Here is a 21,059-nt window from a genome sequence, read left to right as displayed (position 1 = left end):
CCGGTCAAGATTGGTGCGTCACAGTTCCGCGTGTAATCGTGCTGTCCGTCTCGTACAGTTGTGGGCGCGTGTTACCGGCGAGTAATTTCTGCCGCCAACGCCCCCCCATCTCCGCGGAGGAACCGATGACGCAGCTCGGCGAGATCCAGCAGGCCATCCTGAACGGCGAGTCCGCCGCGGTCGGGTCCTTGCCCGTGCCCGAGAGCTACCGCGGGGTCACCGTGCACGCGGACGAGGTCGACATGTTCGAGGGCCTCGAGAGCCGGGACAAGGACCCGCGCAAGTCGCTGCACGTCGACGACGTGCCCGTGCCCGAGCTGGGGCCGGGCGAGGCGCTGGTCGCCGTCATGGCGAGCGCCATCAACTACAACACCGTCTGGACCTCGATCTTCGAGCCCATCCCGACGTTCAAGTTCCTGAAGAAGTACGGGAAGCTCTCGCCGCTGGCCAAGCGGCACGACCTGCCGTACCACGTCGTGGGCTCGGACCTGTCCGGTGTCGTGCTGCGGACCGGGGTCGGCGTGCACAACTGGAAGCCCGGTGACGAGGTCGTCGCGCACTGCCTGAACGTCGAGCTCGAGGGCCCGGACGGGCACAACGACACCATGCTCGACACCGAGCAGCGGATCTGGGGCTTCGAGACGAACTTCGGCGGCCTCGCCGAGATCGCGCTGGTCAAGGCCAACCAGCTGATGCCGAAGCCGGACCACCTGACCTGGGAGGAGGCCGCCTCCCCCGGTCTGGTGAACTCCACCGCCTACCGGCAGCTCGTCTCGCGCAACGGCGCGGACATGAAGCAGGGTGACGTCGTCCTGATCTGGGGCGCCTCGGGCGGCCTCGGCTCCTACGCGACGCAGTACGCGCTGAACGGCGGGGCCATCCCCGTCTGCGTCGTGTCCAGCCCCGAGAAGGCGGCGATCTGCCGGAAGCTCGGCGCCGAGCTGATCATCGACCGCAGCGCCGAGGACTACCGGTTCTGGAAGAACGACACCGAGCAGGACCCGAAGGAGTGGCAGCGCTTCGGCGCGAAGATCCGCGAGCTGACCGGCGGCGATGACCCGGACATCGTGTTCGAGCACCCGGGCCGGGAGACCTTCGGCGCGTCCGTCTACGCCGCGCGCAAGGGCGGCACGATCGTCACCTGCGCGTCGACCTCGGGGTACATGCACCAGTACGACAACCGCTACCTGTGGATGAACCTGAAGCGGATCATCGGCTCCCACTTCGCGAACTACCGCGAGTCGTGGGAAGCGAACCGGCTGATCGCCAAGGGCCTCATCCACCCGACGCTGTCGAAGACCTACTCGCTCGAAGAGACCGGGCAGGCCGCGCTGGACGTGCACCGCAACGCGCACCAGGGGAAGGTCGGCGTGCTCGCCCTCGCCCCGCAGGAGGGCCTCGGCGTCCGCGACGAAGAGAAGCGCGCGAAGCACATCGAGGGCATCAACGCCTTCCGCGGCGCCTGACCCGTGACCAGGCCGGGAGCCGTCCCGCTCCCGGCGTCGGGAACCGGCGAGGAACCGCCCGATCCGGGCGGTTCCTTTCGCCGCGGCAGACGGCGCGTTCGGCGCACGGCACGGGTGCTCACCCTTCCGTGACCGGACTGCGGCTACGGTAGGCGCCATGAGCCTTGGCGATGAACGGGAGCTTGTGCCGCTGGGAGCCGGCTTCGACGTGGCGAAGCGCGGGTACAGCCGAGCGCAGGTCGACGAGCACCTCGAACGGCTGGACGCCGATCTGAAGATGCTCACCGCGGATCGGGACGCCGCCATCGCGCAGGCGGGCGACCTCGCCCGTCAGCTGGAGATCGCGCGCGGCGAGATCGCGGACCTGCGCGGGCAGGTCGATCGGCTCGCCCAGCCGCCGACGAGCGTCGAAGGCCTGTCCGAACGGCTGCAGCGGATGCTGCGCCTGGCCCAGGACGAATCCGCGGACACGCGCGCCCGCGCCGAAGCCGAGGCCGGGCACATCCGGGCCAAGGCCGAGACGGACGCCAGCGCCATGCGGGCGCGCTACGAGCAGCTGCTCACCGAGCTCGACCTGCGCCGCAAGGAGATGGAGGCGGAGCACCGCAAGGTGCTCGAAGACGCCCGCGCGGAGGCGAAGAAGATCACCGACGAGGCCGAGGCCGAGCGCAAGCGGCTCGACACGGAGTCGTCGGAGCGCCGCACCAAGGTCGAAGAGGACTTCGAGATCGCGATGGCCGCGCGCCGCACCGAGGCGATGCGGGTGCTGGCGGAGCAGGAGGCGGCGAGCAAGGCCGAAGCCGCGCGGCGCGTCCAGGAGGCCACGCAGGACGCCGCCGACATCCGCGCGAAGGTCCTCGAAGAGGAGAAGGCCGCGAAGGCCGACATCGACCGCCGTCAGCGGGAGTCGGTCGCGGAGGCGAACAAGCGCCGTCAGGACTCGATCACCGAGGCCAACGCCCGGCTCGCGGAGGCCGCCGACGAGGCTCGGCGCCGCGTGACGTCGGCCACGGAGGAGTCCAACCGGCGGATCACCCAGGCGAACGAGCGGGTCGACGCACTGCGGAAGGTGCGCGGCGGGCTGGCCGAGCAGGTGCGCGCGGCGCGGGCCGTGCTGGCCGAGGCGCACACCGTGCTCGGCAACGACGTGAAGGTTCCCGCCGACGTCAAGGCCGACCTGGTCGCGGACGCCAAGACGGACCCGAAGCCGGATGCCGAGGACGAGACCGAGAAGACGGTCCGGGTCCCCGACGTCGAGGAGACGATCCGGATCCGCGCCTCCGACGTGCCGAAGCCCCCGGCGAAGCCGTCGGCCAAGCCCGCGATCAAGCCCGCGGTGAAACCGGCACCCAAACCGGCGCCGAAGCCGGCGCCGCGGGCGACCGGAGCGCAGAAACCGACTGGCGAGTAACCTTCCACCCGACACGGGCGCGGACGAGCCTGCGCGGTCGGTACCGACCGGCTATCGTCCCTGCTCACGCGGGATCACCTGGAGGTTTTGCGCATGGGTGCGGCATATCGGACCGTGGTGGTGGGCACGGACGGCTCGGAGTCTTCGTTCGCGGCGGTGGACCGCGCGGCGGCGGTCGCCGGCGACGCGGGCGCCACGCTCGTCATCGCGTGTGCGTTCTACCCGGCGAGCCAGTCCGACGTCGAGAAGGCTCAAGACGCCCTCGGCGATGAGGCGTACCAGGTCGTGGGCTCGGCCCCGGCCGAAGACACCCTGCAGTCGGCGCGGGACCGGGCGGCACGCGCGGGTGCGGAGAAGATCGACACGGTCGCGGTCAAGGGCGACCCGGTCGACTCCCTGCGCAAGGTGGTCAAGGAGCGCGAGGCCGACCTGCTGGTGGTCGGCAACCGCGGGCTGAACACGATCGCCGGCCGGATCCTGGGCTCGGTGCCGTCCGAGGTGGCCCGCAAGTCCGGCGTGGACGTGCTGATCGTCCACACGACCTGACGTGACCGATCCGAGCGAGGAACTTCAGCAGCGGCTCGAACGCGTCCTGCTCGGCGGCCGGCGGAAGTACACCCGGCTCGAGGTGGCGGAGAAGGCCGGCGTGCCCGACGAGCGGTCACGCCGGCTCTGGCGCGCACTGGGGTTCGCGACGGTCCGCGACGACGAGGTGGTCTTCACCGACGCCGACGTCGAGGCGATGCGGACCGCCGACCAGCTGGTCCAGTCCGGCCTGATCGACCCGAGCATCGAGGTGTCGGTGACGCGCGCGCTCGGCCAGCACCTGTCGCGGCTGGCCGAGTGGCAGGTCGACATGCTGTGGCAGCTGATCCGGGACCAGCCGGAGCTCGGCCGCAGCGAGCGCCAGGTGACGCGCCTGGTCGACCGGTTGCTGCCCGAGCTGGAGCAGGTGCAGAACTTCGTCTGGCGCCGCCACCTGGCCGCGTACGCCGGCCGCGCGTTCGCGGCTTCGGACGAGCACCTGGAGGCCCGCACCGAGGTGGTCGGGTTCGTCGACATGGTGGGCTACACGCGCCTGACGCGCCAGATCGGCGAGGACGAGCTGAGCCGCGTGCTCGACGCGTTCGAGACCCTGGCCACGGAGGTGATCGCCGAGCACCACGGCCGCGTGGTGAAGATGATCGGCGACGAGGTCCTGTTCGTGGCGGACACCCCGGTCGACGCGGCGGAGATCGCCCTGACGCTGACCGAGCGCACATCGGCGGACGAGACGCTGCCGGCGGTCCGCGCGGGCATGGCGTCGGGCCGCATCCTGTCGCGCTTCGGCGACGTCTACGGCTCGGTGGTCAACCTGGCGGCCCGCCTGACGTCGGTGGCCCGCCCGGGCACGATCCTGGTCGACCGCGAACTGGCGAACGAACTGGCGGAGGAGAAGGCGTACGACCTCCGCCCCCGCAGACCGGTGACGGTCCGCGGCTACAACCGCCTCCGCCCGGCGGCCCTGCGCCGCGCGAGCGCCGCCCCGACGGGCATGTTCGCCAGTTCCCAGCAGCTGGCGGCTGAGATGCTGGGCCTGACGGACCCGGCGCCCCGGGAGGAGCCGCCGGAGGACCAGGTGACCGAGCCACGCCCCCGCCGCCGTCGGCGCCACAAGCTCTGACAGGTCGGTAGAATCCCTCCTCGCGGCGAGGTGGGGAGGTGCGCGTTGGCCCGGGTGTTCCTCTCGTACGCCAAGGAACCGGACGACCCCGCCCACCAGGACGCCGTGCTCCAGCTCTGGGCCTTCCTGCGGGACAACGGTGTCGACGCCGAAGTGGACCTGGTCGAGACCCACGAGCGGCGGGACTGGCCGTTGTGGATCGGCGAACAGCTCCGGGAAGCCGACTTCGTCCTGGTGATCGCCTCACCCGCCTACCGCCGCAGCGCCGAGGGCCGCGGCGGCGCGCACGAAGAGCGCGGTGTCCAGTGGGAGGCCCGGTTGATCCGCGAGGCCTTCTACGCCGACCGGAACGCGGTGAAACGGATCGTCCCGGTCGTCCTGCCGGGCCGAAGCGCGGACGACGTGCCGGGTTTCCTCGCCCCGGCCACTTCGACGGTGTACCCGGTCTCGGACTTCACCGTCGAAGGCGCCGAAGCGCTTCTGCGACTGCTGACGAACCAGCCCGAGTTCGTCCGCCGGAAGCTGGGTACGGCTCCAGTGCTGGAACCACGGCAGGTTCCGCCGCGACCGCAACCGGCGCCGGCCGTCCAGAACGTGGTCACCGGGGACGTCCATGGGGTCGTGATCCAGGTGGGGAACACCGGCTCTGTGACGGTTTCCGGCACGCCCGCCATCCGAGTCGGCGAAGGAGCCAACCCACCGACCGAGCGGGCGTTCGAAGAGGCCGCCCGCCGATCCGGAGGCCGGTTGGGCGCGCCGATCGGCCGGGCCTACCGCGAGGGGCCCGGCTTCGTCCAGCACTTCACCAGCGGCGCCGTGCTCTGCGCGGTCGCCGGCAAGCGGGCCGTGGTGGTCGCCGGACCGATCTGGGACGACCTTTCGGCCCTGCCGGGCTTCCCGGAAGGGCCGGGTTTTCCGGCCGAGGACCAGCCCGATGCCGCCACCCGCGCGATCGACCTCAACGGCGGAGCGTGGCGGAACGGCGTTCTGCACCGCGACCCCGCGATCCAGGCGGCGCGCTGGCAACCTCGGCCACGGCTGGACACGGAAACCATCGGCCCCTTCTGGTTGCCGGCCGCTGGGCCGGCGGACCTGACGGTGCGTGCCGTCGCCACCCTGCCGTGGCAGCTCGGCGACGATGTCGAGATCACGCGGCAGACCCGTGACCTGATCGAAGCGGCGCTTCCAGAGGCGCCGATCAGCACGCTCCTTCCGGCCTTGTCGCTCCTGAGACGGGCCCGGACCGCGCCGGCCCGATGGGAACGGGCAAGCGGGGCGGACGTCCGCCAGACCGGACGGGACACCCGGTACGACTACACTTTGCGTAGGCCGGCCGATGGGCGCACGGCCGTCCGCGCGGTCGCGCGCATCCTGCTTCCGGGCAACTGGACCTCGGCGGTCACGGTTTCCGTCGAGTTCCAGGCAAACTTCACGGTGTGGGCAGCAACACGGCCGAAGGGGACCGCCGTCGACCTCCGGGTCACGGCGAACGAGATCGTTGAGCTTTGGGCGGCGGCGTGGCAGACCGCGGCCGTCGTGGTGCCTGGTGCGCTCGTCCCCGATCCCGAGCGCGCCGCACTGCTCGCGCCACCGGCGGTCACGCTGCAGGTCAAGACCGACACCAGCCTGCCCGCTGTTGCCGACCTCTCGACGTTCGGAAGGCCGGAAGGGCTGCCGGGCCCGCAGGGTGGAGTAACCCTCGTGGCCCCGATAGGGCTCGGCCACAGCGAGCGGCGCACCTGGGCCGTCCGCGCCATGACCCGCCTGGCTCGCCAATGGGGTTTCGTGGACGCCGACGAATCGGACCTCAGGCGTCGAAGTCGATCGTGAGCGTGTCCGAGAGCGGGTACGACTGGCACGTCAACACGAAACCCGCCTCCACCTCCGCCTCCTCCAGTGCGAAGTTCCGCCGCAGGTCCACCTTGCCCTCCGTCACCTTCGCCCGGCACGTGCCGCACACCCCGCCCTTGCAGGCGAACGGCAGGTCCGGGCGGAACTTCTGCGCGCCGTCCAGCACCGATGACGTGCGCGGCAACGTCATCGGCGTCGCACGGCCGTCCAGGATCACCGATACCTCCGATGACTCGCCCGCCACCTGTGGGTCCAGGTGCTCCACCGGGGCCGGTGGGGTGTCCACGTAGAACAGCTCCTGGTGCACCTTCGCAGAAGGCACGTCCAGCGACGCCAGCAGCTCCTGCGCGCCCGACACCATCTCGAACGGGCCGCACAGCCACCAGTGGTCCACCGAATTCACCGGCACCAGCGTGGAAAACAGCGTGCGCAGCTTCGGCACGTCCAAGCGTCCGGTGAACAGCTCCGCCTCGCGGGGCTCGCGGGACAGCACGTGGATCAGCTCGAGCCGCGACGGGGCGCTGTCCTTCAGGTCCGCCAGCTCGTCCGCGAACATCACCGTGTCCGTGCGGCGGTTGCCGTACAGCACCGTCACCGTGGCCGTCGACGACTGCAGGAGCGAGGACACGATCGACAGCACCGGGGTGATGCCCGAGCCCGCCGCGATCAGGACGTGGTGGCCGCCCTCGGACAGGTCCGGGGTGAACGATCCGGACGGCGGGGCCACCTCGATCGTGTCGCCCGGGCGGACCTCGTTCACCAGCCACGACGAGAAGTACCCGTCCGGCACCAAGCGGACGCCGACCCGCGGGGCCGCTCCCGCCGGGGCGCAGATCGAGTACGACCGGCGCTCGTCGCGGCCGTCGACCGAGCGCCGCAGCGTCAGGGACTGGCCCGGCTTGAACGCGTACTCCGAAGCCAGCGACGAAGGCACGTCGAAGGTCACGGCAACAGCGTCGTCGCACAGCCGCTCGACCCCGGCCACCTTCAGCGAATTGAACCGCGCCACTTCAGATCTCCTTGACGTGCTCGAACGGCTCCAGGCACGCACGGCAGCGCCGCAGCGCCTTGCACGCCGTCGCGCCGAAACGGGACTGCTCTTCGGTGTCCGGCGACCCGCAGTGTGGGCACAAAACGCGTGACACCGGCGCCGACAGCGTCAGCGGGATCGGCCCCGACCGGCGGGGCGCCGCGCCCGGCGGCGCGATCCCGGCCGCGGCCAGCTTCTCCCGGCCCGCGGGCGAAATCCAGTCCGACGTCCACGCCGGCGACAGCTGCGTCCGGATCTCGACGTCCGCGTAGCCCGCCGAAACCAGCGCGTGCTCCAGGTCGTCGCGCATGGTGTCCATCGCCGGGCAGCCCGTGTACGTCGGCGTGATCGCGACGACCACCCGCCCCTCGGACTCCGACACCGAGCGCAGCACGCCCAGGTCCGCCAGCGTCAGCATCGGCAGCTCGGGGTCGGTGACCGTGGCGGCCACGGCCGCGGCGGTCACCATTTCGCGTCCGGCATCGCGCGCGCCACGCTCTGCAGCTCCGCCAGCAGGTACCCGAAGGACTCGGTGTGGACGCCGTCGCGGCCCGTCCGGCCCGACACCCCGGCCAGCTCACCGGAAGCAGGCCGGGAAAGCGTCGCCGCGGCGAGCGCCTGGTCCAGCACCGCATCGAACTCGGGCCGCAGCGAAGCCGCGTCCACGAACTCCGTGGGGTGCGTGCGGAACAGCTCCCCCACGTACGGCCACACCTCGTCCAGGCCCTCCTGCATCCGCGTGTGCGACAACGGCGTCCCGTCGCCGAGGCGGACCAGCCACTGCGCCGCGTAGTCGCGGTGGTAGGTCAGCTCCTTGACGCCCTTGTCCGCGATGGCCGCCAGCACCGGGTCCACCGAGGACACCAGCCGCTGCAGCAGCGCCAGCCGCCAGGTCGAGAACACGAACAGGCGCGCGATCAGGTGCCCGAAGTGGCCGCCGCCCAGCTCCGCGAGCCGGACGTTGCGGAACTCGTTCTCCGCGCGGAGGAACGCCAGCGAGTCCTCCGTGCGCCCGGAGCCGTCGGCCTTGCCGGCGCGCGCGAGCAGCAACCGCGCCTGGCCGAGCAGGTCGAGGGCGATGTTGGCGATCGCGACCTCGTCCTCCAGCTCGGGGGCGTTGGTGCACCACTCCTGGAGCCGGTGGGAGAAGACGAGCGCGTCGTCGCCCAGCATCAGGCAGTACGCCGCCAAGGACGCGGCGTCCACACCGGACGGCACCGAGGTGTCCACTCCGGACAGCGGGTCCTCGAAGCCGGTGCCGAACGCCCAGCGCGCGTCGTTCTCCTCGGTGATGGCCTCGTACACGTTGTCGAAACTCATATGTGCGGCACATCCTCGGGAATGTCGTAGAACGTCGGGTGCCGGTAGACCTTGTCGCCGCTGGGCGCGAAGAACGGGTCCTTCTCGTCCGGCGACGACGCCGTGATGTCCGAAGCGCGCACGACCCAGATCGACACGCCCTCGTTGCGCCGCGTGTAGAGGTCGCGGGCGTGGTGCAGCGCCATCTCGTCGTCGGCGGCGTGCAGCGAGCCGACGTGGACGTGGTTCAGCCCGCGCTTGCCGCGGACGAACACCTCGTAGAGCGGCCAGTCGTGCTTGACCGGTCCCGGAGCCGCGGGGACGCCTTCGAGGGGGACGGCGCCGTGGCCGCCTTCGGCCGTCAGGTCGGTCACTTGTGCTCCTTCTTCGCGGCGTGGGCCACCGCGGCTTCCCGCACCCACGCGCCGTCTTCGTGGGCGCGACGCCGGTGCGCGATCCGCGAGGCGTTGCAGGGCCCGTTGCCCTTCAGCACGTTCTTGAACTCGTCCCAGTCGACGGCGCCGAAGTCGTAGTGGCCGCGCTCGGCGTTCCACTTCAGCTCGGGGTCCGGGAAGGTGACGCCGAGGGCTTCGGCCTGCGGCACCGACATGTCCACGAACCGCTGCCGCAGCTCGTCGTTGGTGTGGCGCTTGATCTTCCACGCCATCGACTGCGCGGTGTTCGGCGAATCGGCGTCCGGCGGGCCGAACATCATCAGCGACGGCCACCACCAGCGGTTCACGGCCTCCTGGACCATCTCCCGCTGCTGCTGGGTCCCGCGCATCATCGTCATCAGCAGCTCGTAGCCCTGCCGCTGGTGGAAGGACTCCTCCTTGCAGATCCGGATCATCGCCCGCGCGTACGGCCCGTACGACGAGCGGCACAGCGGCACCTGGTTGCAGATCGCCGCGCCGTCCACCAGCCAGCCGATCACGCCGACGTCGGCGAAGGTCAGCGTCGGGTAGTTGAAGATCGACGAGTACTTCTGCCTGCCGGTGATCAGCTTGTCGGTCAGGTCCGCGCGGTCCGCGCCCAGCGTCGCCGCCGCGGAGTACAGGTAGAGGCCGTGGCCGGCTTCGTCCTGGACCTTGGCCAGCAGGATCGCCTTGCGCCGCAGCGACGGCGCCCGCGTGATCCAGTTGCCTTCGGGCTGCATGCCGATGATCTCCGAGTGCGCGTGCTGCGCGATCTGCCGGATCATCGTCTTGCGGTAGCCCTCGGGCACCCAGTCGCGCGGCTCGATGCGCTGGTCGCGCTCGATCGTGTGCTCGAAGTGCTCCTCGAGGGAAACAGTGGCGGTCACGGCTGCTCCTTCGAAACCAGGGTCAGGACGTCGTACTTGGCCACCGACTCGCCTTCGGCGTTGGTGACGTCGGCGTCCCAGCGGACCTCGCCGTACTCCTGGTCGATCCGCGGGGTGATCTGCTTGGCGGTCAGCGTCACCGTGAGCGAGTCGCCGACCTTGACCGGGGTCAGGAAGCGCAGGTTCTCCAGGCCGTAGTTGGCCAGCACCGGGCCGGGCTCGGGCGAGACGAACAGGCCCGCGGCGAAGGAGACGACCAGGTAGCCGTGCGCGACGATCCCGCCGAACAGCGGGTTGGCGGCCGCCGCCTCCGGGTCGGTGTGGGCGTAGAACGTGTCGCCGGTGAACTCGGCGAAGTGGTCGACGTCCTCCTGGGTGACCGTGCGCGGCCCGGCGACCACCGAGTCGCCGATGCGCAGCTCGGCCAGGGACTTGCGGAACGGGTGGACGTCGCCTTCGGCGCGCGGGGCGCCGGTGACCCAGCGGCCGGTGACCGCGGAGAGCACGGCGGGCGAGCCCTGCACGGCGGTGCGCTGCATGTGGTGCAGCACGCCGCGGATGCCGCCCATCTCCTCACCGCCGCCCGCGCGGCCGGGGCCGCCGTGGACCAGCTGCGGCATCGGCGAGCCGTGGCCGGTGGACTCCTTCGCGTCTTCGGCGTCCAGCACCAGCAGCCGGCCGTGGAACGGCGCCGCGCCGAGGACGACCTCGCGGACGAACTCCTTGTCCGCGCTGACCACGGACCCGGCCAGGCTGCCGCCGCCGCGCGCGGCGAAGTCGACGACCTGCTCGGTGGACGTGTACGGCATGAGCGTCGAGACCGGCCCGAACGCCTCGACCTCGTGCGGCTCGGAGCGCTCGGGGTCGGCCTTGAGCAGCACCGGCGAGATGAACGCGCCGCGCTCGGCGTCGGCGTCGACGACGTCGACCTTCTCCGGGTCACCGAACACGACGCTGCCGGCGTCCAGCAGCGCCTTCAGCGACCGCCGGACCTCCTCGCGCTGCTCCAGGCTGGCCAGCGCGCCCATCCGGACGCCTTCGGACGCCGGGTTGCCGACCGTCACCTTCGCCAGCCGCTCGGACGCCGCCGCGGCGACGTCGTCGAGCAGCTCGGCAGGGACGAACGCGCGCCGGATCGCGGTGCACTTCTGGCCCGCCTTGACCGTCATCTCGGTGGTCAGCTGCTTGACGAACAGGTCGAACTCGGTGGTCCCGCGCACCGCGTCCGGGCCGAGGATCGAGCAGTTCAGCGAGTCGGCCTCGGCGTTGAAGCGGACGGCGTTGCGGATGATCGCCGGGTGCGCGCGCAGCTTCTGGGCGGTCGACGCCGAGCCGGTGAACGACACCAGGTCCTGCGCGGTGACGTGGTCCAGCAGGTCGCCGACACTGCCGGCGACGAACTGCAGCGAGCCCTCGGGCAGGATGCCGGACTCGATGATCAGCTCGACCAGCCGCGCGGTCAGGTACGCGGTGGAGCTGGCCGGCTTGACCAGGCTCGGCACCCCGGCGAGGAACGCGGGCGCGAACTTCTCCAGCGGACCCCAGACCGGGAAGTTGAACGCGTTGATCTGGACGGCGACACCCCGCAGCGGGGTCGCGATGTGCTGGGCGACGAACGTGCCCCCGCGGCTGAGCGGCTCGACGTTGCCTTCGACGTAGACGGTGTCGTTGGGCAGCTCGCGCTTGCCCTTGGAGCCGTAGCTGAACAGGACGCCGATGCCGCCGTCGATGTCGAACTTCGAGTCGCCGAGGGTGGCTCCCGTGCGCGCCGAGAGCGCGTACAGCTCCTCGCGGTGTTCGCGCAGGTGGGAGGCCAGGGCCTTCAGCAGGGCCGCGCGCTGGTGGAACGTCAGCTCGCGCAGGGCCGGGCCGCCGACCCGGCGGCCGTACTCCAGGGCGGCCGCGAAGTCGACGCCCTTCGACGAGATCCGGGCGACCTCCTCGCCCGTGGCCGCGTCGTGCAGCGGGACGCCCTCGTCCGCCGCCGTGTGCCACTCCCCGGAGACGTAACTGCGCAGCAATGCCATCAGGTCCGACCTCTCCCGCCGAATTACCTACCGGACGTTCAGTAATTGCCATGGTAGCCGCCGTCCCCGGAGATCGGAAGGGGCGATGCTTGACAGCCGCCCCGGCCACTGCCTTTACTGAGCGGCACCGCAAGGTGACCGTCCATTCGGTCAGTCCGGGAAGGCAGTGCATGACCAACGCCGCGCACACCATGTTCGCCGCCGACGAGGCCTCGCGCGCGCTGGGCATCGAGCTCGTCGAAGCGGGTGACGGCCGGGCCGTCGCGACCATGACGATCACCCGCGCGATGGTCAACGGCCACGACATCGCCCACGGCGGGTACGTCTTCCTGCTCGCTGACACCGCGTTCGCCTGCGCGTGCAACTCGCGCGGCCCGGTGACGGTCGCCGCGGGCGCCGACATCTCCTTCGTCGCCGCCGGCCGGCTCGGCGACCACCTCGTCGCCACGGCCACCGAGCGCACCCGCTACGGCCGCAACGGCATCTACGACGTCACCGTGCACCGGGAGACCCCCGGCGGGCCCGAGGTCGTCGCCGAATTCCGCGGCCGCAGCCGCGCCATCTCCGCGAAACGGGACCGACCATGATCGAGACGGACATCGGCGCGGACGAGCTGGCCGCCCTCCAGCTGGAACGTCTGCAGTGGACACTCCGGCACGCGTACGCGAACGTGCCCGCCTACACGCGCAAGTTCGACGAGGCCGGCGTCCACCCGGACGACTGCAAGGAGCTCGCCGACCTGGCCAAGTTCCCGTTCACCACCAAGCAGGACCTGCGCGAGAACTACCCGTTCGGGATGTTCGCCGTGCCGCAGGACCAGGTGCGGCGCATCCACGCCTCGAGCGGCACGACCGGCAAGGCCACCGTCGTCGGCTACACCGAGCAGGACATCGACACGTGGGCGACGGTGATGGCCCGGTCGATCCACGCCGCGGGCGGGCGGCCGGGCCACAAGGTGCACGTCGCGTACGGGTACGGCCTGTTCACCGGCGGGCTCGGCGCGCACTACGGCGCGGAGAAGCTGGGCTGCACGGTGATCCCGGCGTCCGGCGGGATGACCGCGCGGCAGGTCCAGCTGATCACCGACTTCCGGCCCGAGATCATCATGGTGACGCCGTCGTACATGCTGACGCTGCTCGACGAGTTCGAGCGCCAAGGCGTGGACCCGCGGGCGTCTTCGCTGAAGGTGGGCATCTTCGGCGCCGAGCCGTGGACCGAGCAGATGCGCGCGGAGATCGAGGAGCGGTTCGCCCTCGACGCCGTCGACATCTACGGGCTGTCGGAGGTGATGGGCCCGGGTGTCGCGCAGGAGTGCGTCGAGACGAAGGACGGCCTGCACATCTGGGAGGACCACTTCTACCCCGAGGTGATCGACCCGTACTCCGAAGAGGTGCTGGGCGGCGGCGAGACCGGCGAGCTGGTGTTCACGTCGCTGACCAAGCAGGCGCTGCCGATCATCCGCTACCGCACCCGCGACCTGACGGCGTTGTCGCCGGGCACCGCGCGGCCGTCGTTCCGGCGGATGGCCAAGGTGACCGGGCGGACCGACGACCTGATCATCCTGCGCGGGGTCAACGTGTTCCCGACGCAGATCGAGGAGATCGTGCTGCGCACGCCCGCGCTGAGCCCGCACTTCCAGCTCGTCCGGTCCACACGCGGGCGGCTGGACCACCTGACCGTCCGGGTGGAGGCCCGGCACGACGCTTCTGCCGGTGAGCGGGAACAGGCCGCGGCTTCGCTGGTCTCGGGAGTCAAGGACGGCGTCGGCGTGACGGTGTCGGTGGACGTCGTCGACCCGGACACGCTGGAGCGGTCGATGGGCAAGATGCGGCGGATCGTCGACCAGCGGGACAAGCCGTGACGGCCCCGCGGCGCGGCCGGCCGGGCTACGACCTCGAATCGCTGCTGCAGGTGGCGGTGAAGCTGTTCAACGAGCGCGGCTACGACGGCACGAGCATGGAGGACCTCTCCCGCAAGCTCGGCATCACGAAGTCGGCGATCTACCACCACGTGCCCAGCAAGGAGGAACTGCTGCGGCTGGCGGTGGACCGCGCGCTGGACGGCCTGTTCGAGGTGGCGTCCGAAACGGCGCAGCTCGACGGGCGGGCGATCGACCGGCTGGAGCACCTGGTGCGCGGCAGCGTGCTGGTGCTGGCGGACCGGCTGCCGTTCGTGACGCTGCTGCTGCGCGTGCGCGGCAACACGAAGGTGGAGCGCGCGGCACTGGCCCGCCGCCGCGAGTTCGACCGGCTGGTGACGGACCTGGTGAAGCAGGCCGAAGCGGAGGGCGACGTCCGCCCGGACGTCGACCCGGCGGTGACGGCGAGGCTGGTGTTCGGCATGGTGAACTCGCTGATCGAGTGGTACCGGCCCCGGCGGGGCTCGGCGGCGGCCGAACTGGCGGACGCGGTGTGCAAGGTGGCCTTCGAGGGCCTGCGCACGGGGTCGTGAGCGGCCGGGCGGGTCAGTCCTCCGCGGTCTGCGGCGGCCGGCCCGCCTGCCACAGCAGGGCTTCGCGCAGTTGCTCGATCAACCGCTCGTCGTCCGCTTCGGACGGGTCCACGCCCAGGGGGATCCAGCGCTCGGAAACCTTCTCGCCCCGGTCGAAACTGGAAATCACGATTCCCGAGTACGACAGGGACGCTTCGTCCGCGCAGTCCCCGTCGGGCAGTGGCTCGTCCGCTTCGAAGCCTTCGTCGAAGCTGACGTGGCGATGCTGCAGGCGGACGCTGACCCAGCGTCCGGCCGGCCGGATCGGCGCGCCTTCTTCGTTCATCTGCTCCTACCCCCGGTCCGGGCCCCCCTGCCGTCTCGTCGCATCCGGGTGCCGGGAAGTTACCGGCGGGTTGTTCCGGTTGCGTAACGACAAAGGTTGGCGCGAAACACCGCTTGCCCGCCACCGGAGTCACTCTTTTGACATCGGGTCAACTGTCTGTTGACAGGCCGCCGGTCCCCCGCGAGGCTGAGCGGATGACCACCGGTACCCGGCCGCGGCGCCGCCGGCTCGAACCGGCCGAACGGCGTGCGGAGATCCTCGCCGCCGCCCGGCGGCTGTTCGGCGCGGGCAGCTACGCCTCGGTGTCCACTTCGGACATCGCCGAGGCCGCCGGGGTGGCGCGGCCGCTGATCAACCACTACTTCGGCGGCAAGCGCGAGCTGTACCTGGAAGTGGTGCGGCAGCTGATGATCGTGCCGGCGCCGGTCACCGAAGCGCTGCCGGACACCACGATGGAGGAGCGGCTGGCGATCGGCGTCGAACGCTGGATCGAGGTCGTGGACCGCAACCGCGACGCCTGGCTGACCGTGATCGGCCCCGAGTCGGCGGGCCGCGACCCCGAGATCGAGCGGATCATGCTGGAGGCCGACGAGATCGCCGCCGACCGGGTCCTCGAAGCCGCGCTGATGACCGGCGTGACCGAGGGCCGCGAAGAGCTGCGCGCGATGATCCGCTCGTTCGGCGGGATGCTGCGCGCGGCTTCGCGCGAATGGCTGATCCGCGGCACGCTCGACCGCGCGGCGCTGCGCACCTTCCTCACCGGTTCGCTGCTCAACCTGCTGAAGCTCACCTACCCGGCGGTCCTCGCCGAGCGGCGCGGAAGCGGCGCGCGAACGCCGCCGGCGTCATCCCCGTCCAGCGCTTGAACGCGTGGATGAAGCTCGACGCTTCGGCGTACCCGAGCCGGTAGGCGACGTCTTCGACCGACAGCACACCGGTGTCGAGCAGCTCCTCGGCGAGCGTCTGGCGGACCTCGTCGACCAGCGCCCGGTAGCTCGTGCCGGCTTCGGTCAGGCGGCGGCGCAGGGTGCGGGTGCTGAGGGCGAGCTGCCCGGCGATCTCGTCCATGCCGGCGTCGACCCCGCCGAGCCGGACCAGGCGTTCGCGCACCTGCTGCGAAATCCCCGAACGTTCCCGCCGCCGGGCGACGAGCGCTTCGCACTGCGCGGCGCACAGGGCAACGGTCTGGTCGTTGGCCTGCGGCAGCGGCCGGCCCAGCAGCGCCGGGTCGAGCGTCGCCCGGCAGGCGTCGGCGCCGAAGCGCGGCAGCACGCCGAACGCGGCCCGGTATTCCTCCGGCGTGGCCGATTCGTGGCGGAACATCAGCTCGTCCAGGGCGATCTCGGGCAGGAGGTCGCGCATGACGGCGAAGATCGCGGCCAGGTCCCGCAGGACGAGGAAGCGGGCGACGTCGGCGGGCACGCGGCTGTCGTCGAGCTCGAGCGTCAGCCGGTCGGCGCCGAGGACGACGCGCGGGATGCAGAAGGCGAAGCTCAGGTCGAAGTAGCGCAGGGCGAACAGCATCGCGTCGCGCAGCGTCGGGCTGCTGATGCAGGCGAAGCCGAAGATGCCGAAGGTGGTGACGCGGTAGCGGCGGCCCAGCTCCAGTGCCGCCGCGTCGGATCCGTCCAGGTCGGCCAGCGCCCGGACCACGGCCAGCTCCTGGCGCGCGTCCACCTGGACGGCGGGGTCGGCGAGCAGCTCCGGCGTGAGCGTGGTGGCGGCCAGCAGGTTCGCCGCGGGCAGGCCGCGTTCGGCGGCGAAGCGGGTCATCAGCTCGATGCTCGCGGTGCCGCGGGGGAAGTCCCAGTCCCCGACGGCGGGCACGGCGAGCTCGGCCATGGCCGGAATTCTGGATCACCACCGGAGAAGGTGTCCAATCGAGGACCGGAACTGTCCGGGGTGATCGTTAGGGTGACGGCGTGGAGACGTTGACCCGGCGCGCCCTGAACCGCGCCACGCTGGAGCGCCAGCTGCTGCTGGGCCGGGCGGAGATGTCCGCGTTCGACGCGGTCGAACACCTGGCCGGGCTGCAGGCGCAGGCGCCGTTCCCGCCGTACTTCGGGCTCTGGTCGCGGCTGGCGGGCTTCCGGCCGTCGGAGCTGGCGGAGCTCCTGGAGAGCCGGCGCGTGGTCCGGATCGCGCTGATGCGCGGCACGGTCCACCTCGTGACGGCGGCGGACGCGCTCGCGTGGCGGCCGGTGCTGCAGGGGATCTACGACCGCGACCTGAAGCAGAACACGCTGCACGCGAGCGCACTGGCCGGGCTCGACCACGAGCTCGTCGCCGAGGCGGCGCGGAAACTGCTCCTCGGTGGCCCGATGCCGGGAACCAAGCTGGGTGCCGAGCTGGCGCGCACCTGGGACGTCCCGCCGTCCTCGCTGACCCACCTCGCCCGCGGGCGGCTGCCGCTGGTGCAGACCCCGCCCCGGGCGATCTGGGGCAAGGCCGGGCAGACGACGTACGCGTGCCTGGACGAGTGGGTGGGCGCGCCCCTGCCGCCGCCTTCGCCCGCTTCACTGATTTCGCGGTACCTGCGCGCGTTCGGCCCGGCCACGGTCGCGGACGTCCAGACATGGGCGGGCATCACCCGCCTGGGCGAGGTGGCGTCTTCGATGGACCTGCGGCGGTACCGGGACCCGGACGGCCGCGAGCTGCTGGACCTGCCGGAGCTGACGGTGCCGGACGAGGACGTCCCGGCCCCGCCGCGGCTGCTGGGGCCGTTCGACCAGATGATCCTGTCCTACGCGGACCGGACGCGGATCATCTCGGACGCCGACCGCAAGCGGGTGATCTCGCAGAACGGCCTGGTGAAGGGCACGCTGCTGGTCGGCGGCCGGGTGTGCGGGTTCTGGGAGATCAAGGCGGCGAAGAAGGCGGCGGTGATCGAGCTGTCGCCGTTCGAGAAGCTCGCGAAGCGGGACACGGCGGCGCTGGAGAAGTCGGCGGGCGAGCTGGTGCAGTGGGCGGAGGCGGCCGCGGAGACCCACGAGGTGCGCATCCACCCGCCGGCGTGAGGCTGGCCGGAAATCTCGATTGAGTGACCGTTCGTGGCCTGTTGTCACAGGCCGCGAGTCCGTAGCTTTTCCGGCATGACTGGTTCGGCGAAGGGGCCGTCGGTGCTGATCGTGGGCACCGGGTTCGGCGGTATCGGGACGGCGATCGAGCTCAAGCGCGCCGGGTTCGGCGACTTCACGATCCTGGAAAGCGCTGCCGAGCCCGGCGGGGTCTGGCGGGACAACACCTACCCGGGCGCCGCGTGCGACATCCCGTCGCCGCTGTACTCCTACTCCTTCGAGCCCAACCCGCGGTGGCCGAAGCGGTTCTCGCACCAGCCCGACATCCTCGCCTACCTGCGGCGTGTCATCGCGAAGTACGGCCTCGAGCCGCACATCCGGTACCGCACCGAGGTCACCGGGGCCGCCTTCGACGACGATCGCGGCCTCTGGCGCGTCGAGACGAGCGCCGGCGAGACGTTTGAGGCGAACGTCTTCGTGCCCGCCGTCGGGCAGCTGTCCCGCCCGGTGCTGCCGGACATCCCGAACCGCGAAAGCTTCACCGGCGACGCCTTCCACTCCGCGCGGTGGGACCACGACGTCGACCTGACCGGCAAGCGGGTCGCCGTGATCGGCACCGGGGCCAGCGCCGTGCAGTTCGTGCCCGAGCTGCGCAAACAGGCCCGGCACGTCACGGTCTTCCAGCGCACGCCGCCGTACGTCATGGCGAAGTCCGATCCGAGCTACCGGCGGTGGCAGCACTGGCTGTTCGAGCACCTGCCGCCGACCCAGCTGCTCGGCCGGCTGCGGATCTTCCTGCTCGCCGAGTACGCCACCTACGCGATGACGCGCCACCCGGTGCTGGCGAAGATGTTCGAGCTGCGGACCGCGCAGCTGCGGCGCCGCCACATCAAGGACCCGGAGCTGCGGGCCAAGCTCACGCCGGCGTACCCGCTCGGCTGCAAGCGGATCCTGTTCACCAACGACTACCTGCCCGCGCTGGCCCAGCCGGACGTCGACGTCGAGACGCGGCGGATCTCGGAGATCACCGAGAAGGGCGTGCGGGTCGAGGACGGGACGGAGATCGAGGCGGACGTCCTGATCTACGGCACCGGCTTCGCCGCGACGGAGTTCCTCGGCCGGATGGAGGTGCGCGGCCTCGGCGGCCGGTCGCTGCGGGACGAGTGGTCCGGCGGCGCGCGGGCCTACCTGGGCATGACCGTGCCCGGGTTCCCGAACCTGTTCTGCGTCTACGGCCCCAACACGAACCTCGGCGCCGGGTCGATCATCTACATGATCGAGCGGCAGGCGCGGTACATCCGGCAGGCGGTGGAACGGCTTTCGCGGCCCGGCGTGTCCTCGTTGGACGTGCGGCCCGAGGTCGAAGAGCGGTACGACCGGGAGGTGCAGCAGCGGCTGGGGCACAGCGTGTGGAGCGCCTGCCGGAGCTGGTACCGGCAGGCCGACGGCCGGGTGACGACCAACTGGCCCGGCCTGGTCACCGAGTACGACCGCCGGACGCGGCGCTTCGACGTCGCCGACTACCGGGTGGCGGGCTGATGGACTACGACGTCCTGGTGATCGGTTCGGGCTTCGGCGGCAGCGTCACGGCGCTGCGGCTGACCGAGAAGGGCTACCGCGTCGGCGTGCTGGAGACCGGCCGCCGGTTCGCCGACGACGAGTTCGCGAAGACGTCGTGGCGGGTGCGGAAGTACCTGTGGGCCCCCGCGCTGGGCTGCTTCGGCATCCAGCGCCTGACCTTGCTGAAGAACACTTTCGTGATGAGCGGCTCCGGCGTCGGCGGGGGCTCGCTGGTGTACGCGAACACGCTGTACGAGCCGCCGGACGGGTTCTACGCAGACCCGCAGTGGGCGCACATCACGGACTGGAAGGCCGAGCTGGCGCCGTACTACGACCAGGCGAAGCGGATGCTGGGCGTGGTCGAGAACCCGGCGACGACGGCCGCGGACCGGGTGCTGCGTTCGGTGGCCGAGGACATGGGTGTCGGCCACACGTACCGGCGCACGCCGGTCGGCGTCTACTTCGGACAGTCCGGGGTGGACCCGTTCTTCGGCGGCGCCGGCCCGGCGCGGTCCTCCTGCACGCTGTGCGGCGAGTGCATGACCGGCTGCCGGGTCGGGGCGAAGAACACGACGGTCAAGAACTACCTGTACCTGGCCGAGCGGGCGGGTGCGGTGGTGCACCCGCTCACCACCGCGGTGACGGTCCGGCCGATCTCCGGCGGGTACGCGGTCGACACCCGCCGGACCGGCGGTTTCTCCCGCCGGACGTTCACCGCCACGCAGGTCGTGTTCTCGGCGGCGGCGTTGGGAACGCAACGGCTGCTGCACCGGATGCGGGACACGGGAAACCTGCCGCTCGTTTCCCCGCGCCTCGGGCTCCTGGCCCGCACGAACTCCGAAGCCGTCCTGGCGGCGCGGTCGCTGCGGGCGGACACGGACTACTCCCGGGGCGTCGCGATCACGTCGTCGATCCACCCGGACGCGGTGACGCACGTGGAGCCGGTGCGGTACGGGCGCGGCAGCAACCTGATGGGCCTGCTGGCGACGGTGCTGGTGGACGCGGTGCCGGGCCGGCGGCGCTGGGTGCTCGGGCTGCGGGAGCTGTGGCGTTCGCGGCGCGACCTGCTCCGGATCCACAACCCGCGGCGCTGGTCGGAGCGGATGATCGGGCTGCTGGTGATGCAGACCCTCGACAATTCGGTGACGACGTACACCAGGCGGGGCGTGTTCGGCAGGCGCATGACGACCCGCCAGGGTTCGGGGGCGCCGTCACCGGACTGGATCCCGGCGGGTCACGAGGTGACACGCCGAGTGGCCGCGAAGATCGGCGGCTTGCCTCAAGGTGCGTGGACGGACCTGGCGAACATCCCGATCACGGGCCACTTCATCGGCGGCTGCGCGATCGGGGATTCTCCCGCTTCGGGGGTGGTCGATCCTTACCAGCGGCTGTACGGGTATCCGGGGCTGCACGTGGTGGACGGCTCGGCGATCTCGGCCAACCTGGGGGTGAACCCGTCGTTGACGATCACGGCCCAGGCGGAGCGGGCGATGGCGTTCTGGCCGAACCGCGGGGACGTGGATCCGCGGCCGCCGCTGGGCTCGCCGTACCTGCGCGTGGCGGCGGTGGCGCCTCGGCGTCCGGTGGTGCCGTCGGCGGCACCGGGAGCCCTGCGGCTCCCCCTGGCGTGAGAAGGCCCTCCCGGACCGCGCCGCC

Annotated in this window: 20 protein-coding genes; 12 read left to right on the top strand and 8 right to left on the bottom strand. The window is 71.3% G+C overall.

Annotated features, from left to right (window positions below; translation table 11 throughout):
• Window positions 1–125 precede the first annotated feature (125 nt).
• From ccrA to ABZX11_RS22595, 5 genes are all read left to right on the top strand, one after another.
• On the top strand, window positions 126–1,466 hold the full coding sequence (gene ccrA / locus ABZX11_RS22615; protein ID WP_354915906.1) for a crotonyl-CoA carboxylase/reductase: 1,341 nt from the start codon (window positions 126–128) through the stop codon (window positions 1,464–1,466).
• A 184-nt stretch (window positions 1,467–1,650) separates the two neighbouring features.
• Window positions 1,651–2,877, top strand: a complete 1,227-nt coding sequence (locus ABZX11_RS22610; protein WP_303247029.1) for a chromosome segregation protein — start codon at window positions 1,651–1,653, stop codon at window positions 2,875–2,877.
• 93 nt (window positions 2,878–2,970) lie between these two features.
• Window positions 2,971–3,423: a universal stress protein gene (locus ABZX11_RS22605; protein WP_176172499.1), complete on the top strand. Its 453-nt coding sequence runs from the start codon at window positions 2,971–2,973 to the stop codon at window positions 3,421–3,423.
• 1 nt (window position 3,424) lies between these two features.
• On the top strand, window positions 3,425–4,540 hold the full coding sequence (locus ABZX11_RS22600; protein ID WP_354915903.1) for an adenylate/guanylate cyclase domain-containing protein: 1,116 nt from the start codon (window positions 3,425–3,427) through the stop codon (window positions 4,538–4,540).
• A 30-nt stretch (window positions 4,541–4,570) separates the two neighbouring features.
• Window positions 4,571–6,370 carry a toll/interleukin-1 receptor domain-containing protein gene (locus tag ABZX11_RS22595; protein ID WP_354915900.1) on the top strand — a complete coding sequence of 600 codons (1,800 nt, stop codon included), beginning with the start codon at window positions 4,571–4,573 and terminating at the stop codon, window positions 6,368–6,370.
• On the opposite strand, the gene paaE is transcribed toward ABZX11_RS22595, so the two are convergent.
• From paaE to paaZ, 6 genes are all read right to left on the bottom strand, one after another.
• Entirely contained in the window at window positions 6,348–7,400 is a 1,053-nt protein-coding gene (gene paaE, locus ABZX11_RS22590) for a 1,2-phenylacetyl-CoA epoxidase subunit PaaE (RefSeq protein WP_354915897.1), read from the bottom strand. The two genes, ABZX11_RS22595 and paaE, sit on opposite strands and share 23 nt — an antisense overlap.
• Window position 7,401: 1 nt before the next feature.
• Entirely contained in the window at window positions 7,402–7,890 is a 489-nt protein-coding gene (paaD, locus tag ABZX11_RS22585; RefSeq protein WP_354915894.1) for a 1,2-phenylacetyl-CoA epoxidase subunit PaaD, read from the bottom strand.
• Window positions 7,884–8,741 (bottom strand): 1,2-phenylacetyl-CoA epoxidase subunit PaaC, encoded by an 858-nt coding sequence (gene paaC / locus ABZX11_RS22580; protein ID WP_176172504.1) that lies wholly within the window; start codon window positions 8,739–8,741, stop codon window positions 7,884–7,886. Before paaC ends, paaD begins: the two co-directional genes overlap by 7 nt.
• Window positions 8,738–8,995: a 1,2-phenylacetyl-CoA epoxidase subunit PaaB gene (gene paaB / locus ABZX11_RS22575; protein WP_254897476.1), complete on the bottom strand. Its 258-nt coding sequence runs from the start codon at window positions 8,993–8,995 to the stop codon at window positions 8,738–8,740. Before paaB ends, paaC begins: the two co-directional genes overlap by 4 nt.
• 95 nt (window positions 8,996–9,090) lie before the next feature.
• Window positions 9,091–10,023: a 1,2-phenylacetyl-CoA epoxidase subunit PaaA gene (gene paaA, locus ABZX11_RS22570; RefSeq protein WP_176172506.1), complete on the bottom strand. Its 933-nt coding sequence runs from the start codon at window positions 10,021–10,023 to the stop codon at window positions 9,091–9,093.
• Complete coding sequence (gene paaZ, locus ABZX11_RS22565) at window positions 10,020–12,050, bottom strand: phenylacetic acid degradation bifunctional protein PaaZ (protein WP_354915889.1); 2,031 nt, start codon at window positions 12,048–12,050, stop codon at window positions 10,020–10,022. Before paaZ ends, paaA begins: the two co-directional genes overlap by 4 nt.
• Before the next feature lie 170 nt (window positions 12,051–12,220).
• On the opposite strand from paaZ, the gene paaI reads away from it, so the two are divergent.
• From paaI to ABZX11_RS22550, 3 genes are read left to right on the top strand one after another with little or no spacing between them, the layout of a single operon-like run.
• Window positions 12,221–12,637: a hydroxyphenylacetyl-CoA thioesterase PaaI gene (paaI, locus tag ABZX11_RS22560; RefSeq protein ID WP_354915886.1), complete on the top strand. Its 417-nt coding sequence runs from the start codon at window positions 12,221–12,223 to the stop codon at window positions 12,635–12,637.
• Window positions 12,634–13,911, top strand: coding sequence for a phenylacetate--CoA ligase PaaK (paaK, locus tag ABZX11_RS22555; protein WP_176172509.1), 1,278 nt, complete (start codon window positions 12,634–12,636; stop codon window positions 13,909–13,911). The genes paaI and paaK overlap by 4 nt, the downstream gene beginning before the upstream one ends.
• Window positions 13,908–14,501: a TetR/AcrR family transcriptional regulator gene (locus ABZX11_RS22550; RefSeq protein WP_176172510.1), complete on the top strand. Its 594-nt coding sequence runs from the start codon at window positions 13,908–13,910 to the stop codon at window positions 14,499–14,501. Before paaK ends, ABZX11_RS22550 begins: the two co-directional genes overlap by 4 nt.
• Window positions 14,502–14,514: 13 nt before the next feature.
• Here the strand turns inward: ABZX11_RS22550 and ABZX11_RS22545 are convergent, their stop codons facing one another.
• Entirely contained in the window at window positions 14,515–14,826 is a 312-nt protein-coding gene (locus ABZX11_RS22545; protein WP_354915881.1) for a hypothetical protein, read from the bottom strand.
• Between the two features lie 194 nt (window positions 14,827–15,020).
• Between ABZX11_RS22545 and ABZX11_RS22540 the strand changes: the two genes are divergently transcribed.
• Window positions 15,021–15,692: a TetR/AcrR family transcriptional regulator gene (locus ABZX11_RS22540; RefSeq protein WP_176172512.1), complete on the top strand. Its 672-nt coding sequence runs from the start codon at window positions 15,021–15,023 to the stop codon at window positions 15,690–15,692.
• Here ABZX11_RS22540 and ABZX11_RS22535 read toward each other — a convergent pair.
• Window positions 15,613–16,668, bottom strand: coding sequence for an AraC family transcriptional regulator (locus tag ABZX11_RS22535; protein WP_176172513.1), 1,056 nt, complete (start codon window positions 16,666–16,668; stop codon window positions 15,613–15,615). The two genes, ABZX11_RS22540 and ABZX11_RS22535, sit on opposite strands and share 80 nt — an antisense overlap.
• An 80-nt stretch (window positions 16,669–16,748) precedes the next feature.
• On the opposite strand from ABZX11_RS22535, the gene ABZX11_RS22530 reads away from it, so the two are divergent.
• The 3 genes from ABZX11_RS22530 to ABZX11_RS22520 all read left to right on the top strand — a co-directional run bounded on the left by ABZX11_RS22530 (window position 16,749) and on the right by ABZX11_RS22520 (window position 21,034).
• Window positions 16,749–17,843, top strand: coding sequence for a winged helix DNA-binding domain-containing protein (locus ABZX11_RS22530; protein ID WP_354915877.1), 1,095 nt, complete (start codon window positions 16,749–16,751; stop codon window positions 17,841–17,843).
• Window positions 17,844–17,918: 75 nt separating this feature from the next.
• Window positions 17,919–19,382, top strand: a complete 1,464-nt coding sequence (locus tag ABZX11_RS22525) for an NAD(P)/FAD-dependent oxidoreductase (protein WP_354915874.1) — start codon at window positions 17,919–17,921, stop codon at window positions 19,380–19,382.
• On the top strand, window positions 19,382–21,034 hold the full coding sequence (locus ABZX11_RS22520) for a GMC family oxidoreductase (protein WP_354915871.1): 1,653 nt from the start codon (window positions 19,382–19,384) through the stop codon (window positions 21,032–21,034). The genes ABZX11_RS22525 and ABZX11_RS22520 overlap by 1 nt, the downstream gene beginning before the upstream one ends.
• Window positions 21,035–21,059 lie beyond the last annotated feature (25 nt).

The sequence above is a fragment of the Amycolatopsis sp. NPDC004169 genome (assembly GCF_040610315.1).
GTDB lineage: Bacteria > Actinomycetota > Actinomycetes > Mycobacteriales > Pseudonocardiaceae > Amycolatopsis.
The sequence above is the reverse complement of the archived record's forward strand: the minus strand, read 5'-3'. Positions and strand labels throughout refer to the sequence as shown.

Bases quoted from the DNA above. Each gene is read 5' to 3' on its own strand.
- ABZX11_RS22540 (WP_176172512.1), top strand. From the start codon at position 15,021: ATGACCACCGGTACCCGGCCGCGGCGCCGCCGGCTCGAACCGGCCGAA.
- paaI (WP_354915886.1), top strand. From the start codon at position 12,221: ATGACCAACGCCGCGCACACCATGTTCGCCGCCGACGAGGCCTCGCGC.
- paaZ (WP_354915889.1), bottom strand. From the start codon at position 12,050: ATGGCATTGCTGCGCAGTTACGTCTCCGGGGAGTGGCACACGGCGGCG.
- ABZX11_RS22535 (WP_176172513.1), bottom strand. From the start codon at position 16,668: ATGGCCGAGCTCGCCGTGCCCGCCGTCGGGGACTGGGACTTCCCCCGC.
- ABZX11_RS22605 (WP_176172499.1), top strand. From the start codon at position 2,971: ATGGGTGCGGCATATCGGACCGTGGTGGTGGGCACGGACGGCTCGGAG.
- ABZX11_RS22545 (WP_354915881.1), bottom strand. From the start codon at position 14,826: ATGAACGAAGAAGGCGCGCCGATCCGGCCGGCCGGACGCTGGGTCAGC.
- paaC (WP_176172504.1), bottom strand. From the start codon at position 8,741: ATGAGTTTCGACAACGTGTACGAGGCCATCACCGAGGAGAACGACGCG.
- paaD (WP_354915894.1), bottom strand. From the start codon at position 7,890: ATGGTGACCGCCGCGGCCGTGGCCGCCACGGTCACCGACCCCGAGCTG.
- paaK (WP_176172509.1), top strand. From the start codon at position 12,634: ATGATCGAGACGGACATCGGCGCGGACGAGCTGGCCGCCCTCCAGCTG.
- ABZX11_RS22520 (WP_354915871.1), top strand. From the start codon at position 19,382: ATGGACTACGACGTCCTGGTGATCGGTTCGGGCTTCGGCGGCAGCGTC.
- ABZX11_RS22525 (WP_354915874.1), top strand. From the start codon at position 17,919: ATGACTGGTTCGGCGAAGGGGCCGTCGGTGCTGATCGTGGGCACCGGG.
- ccrA (WP_354915906.1), top strand. From the start codon at position 126: ATGACGCAGCTCGGCGAGATCCAGCAGGCCATCCTGAACGGCGAGTCC.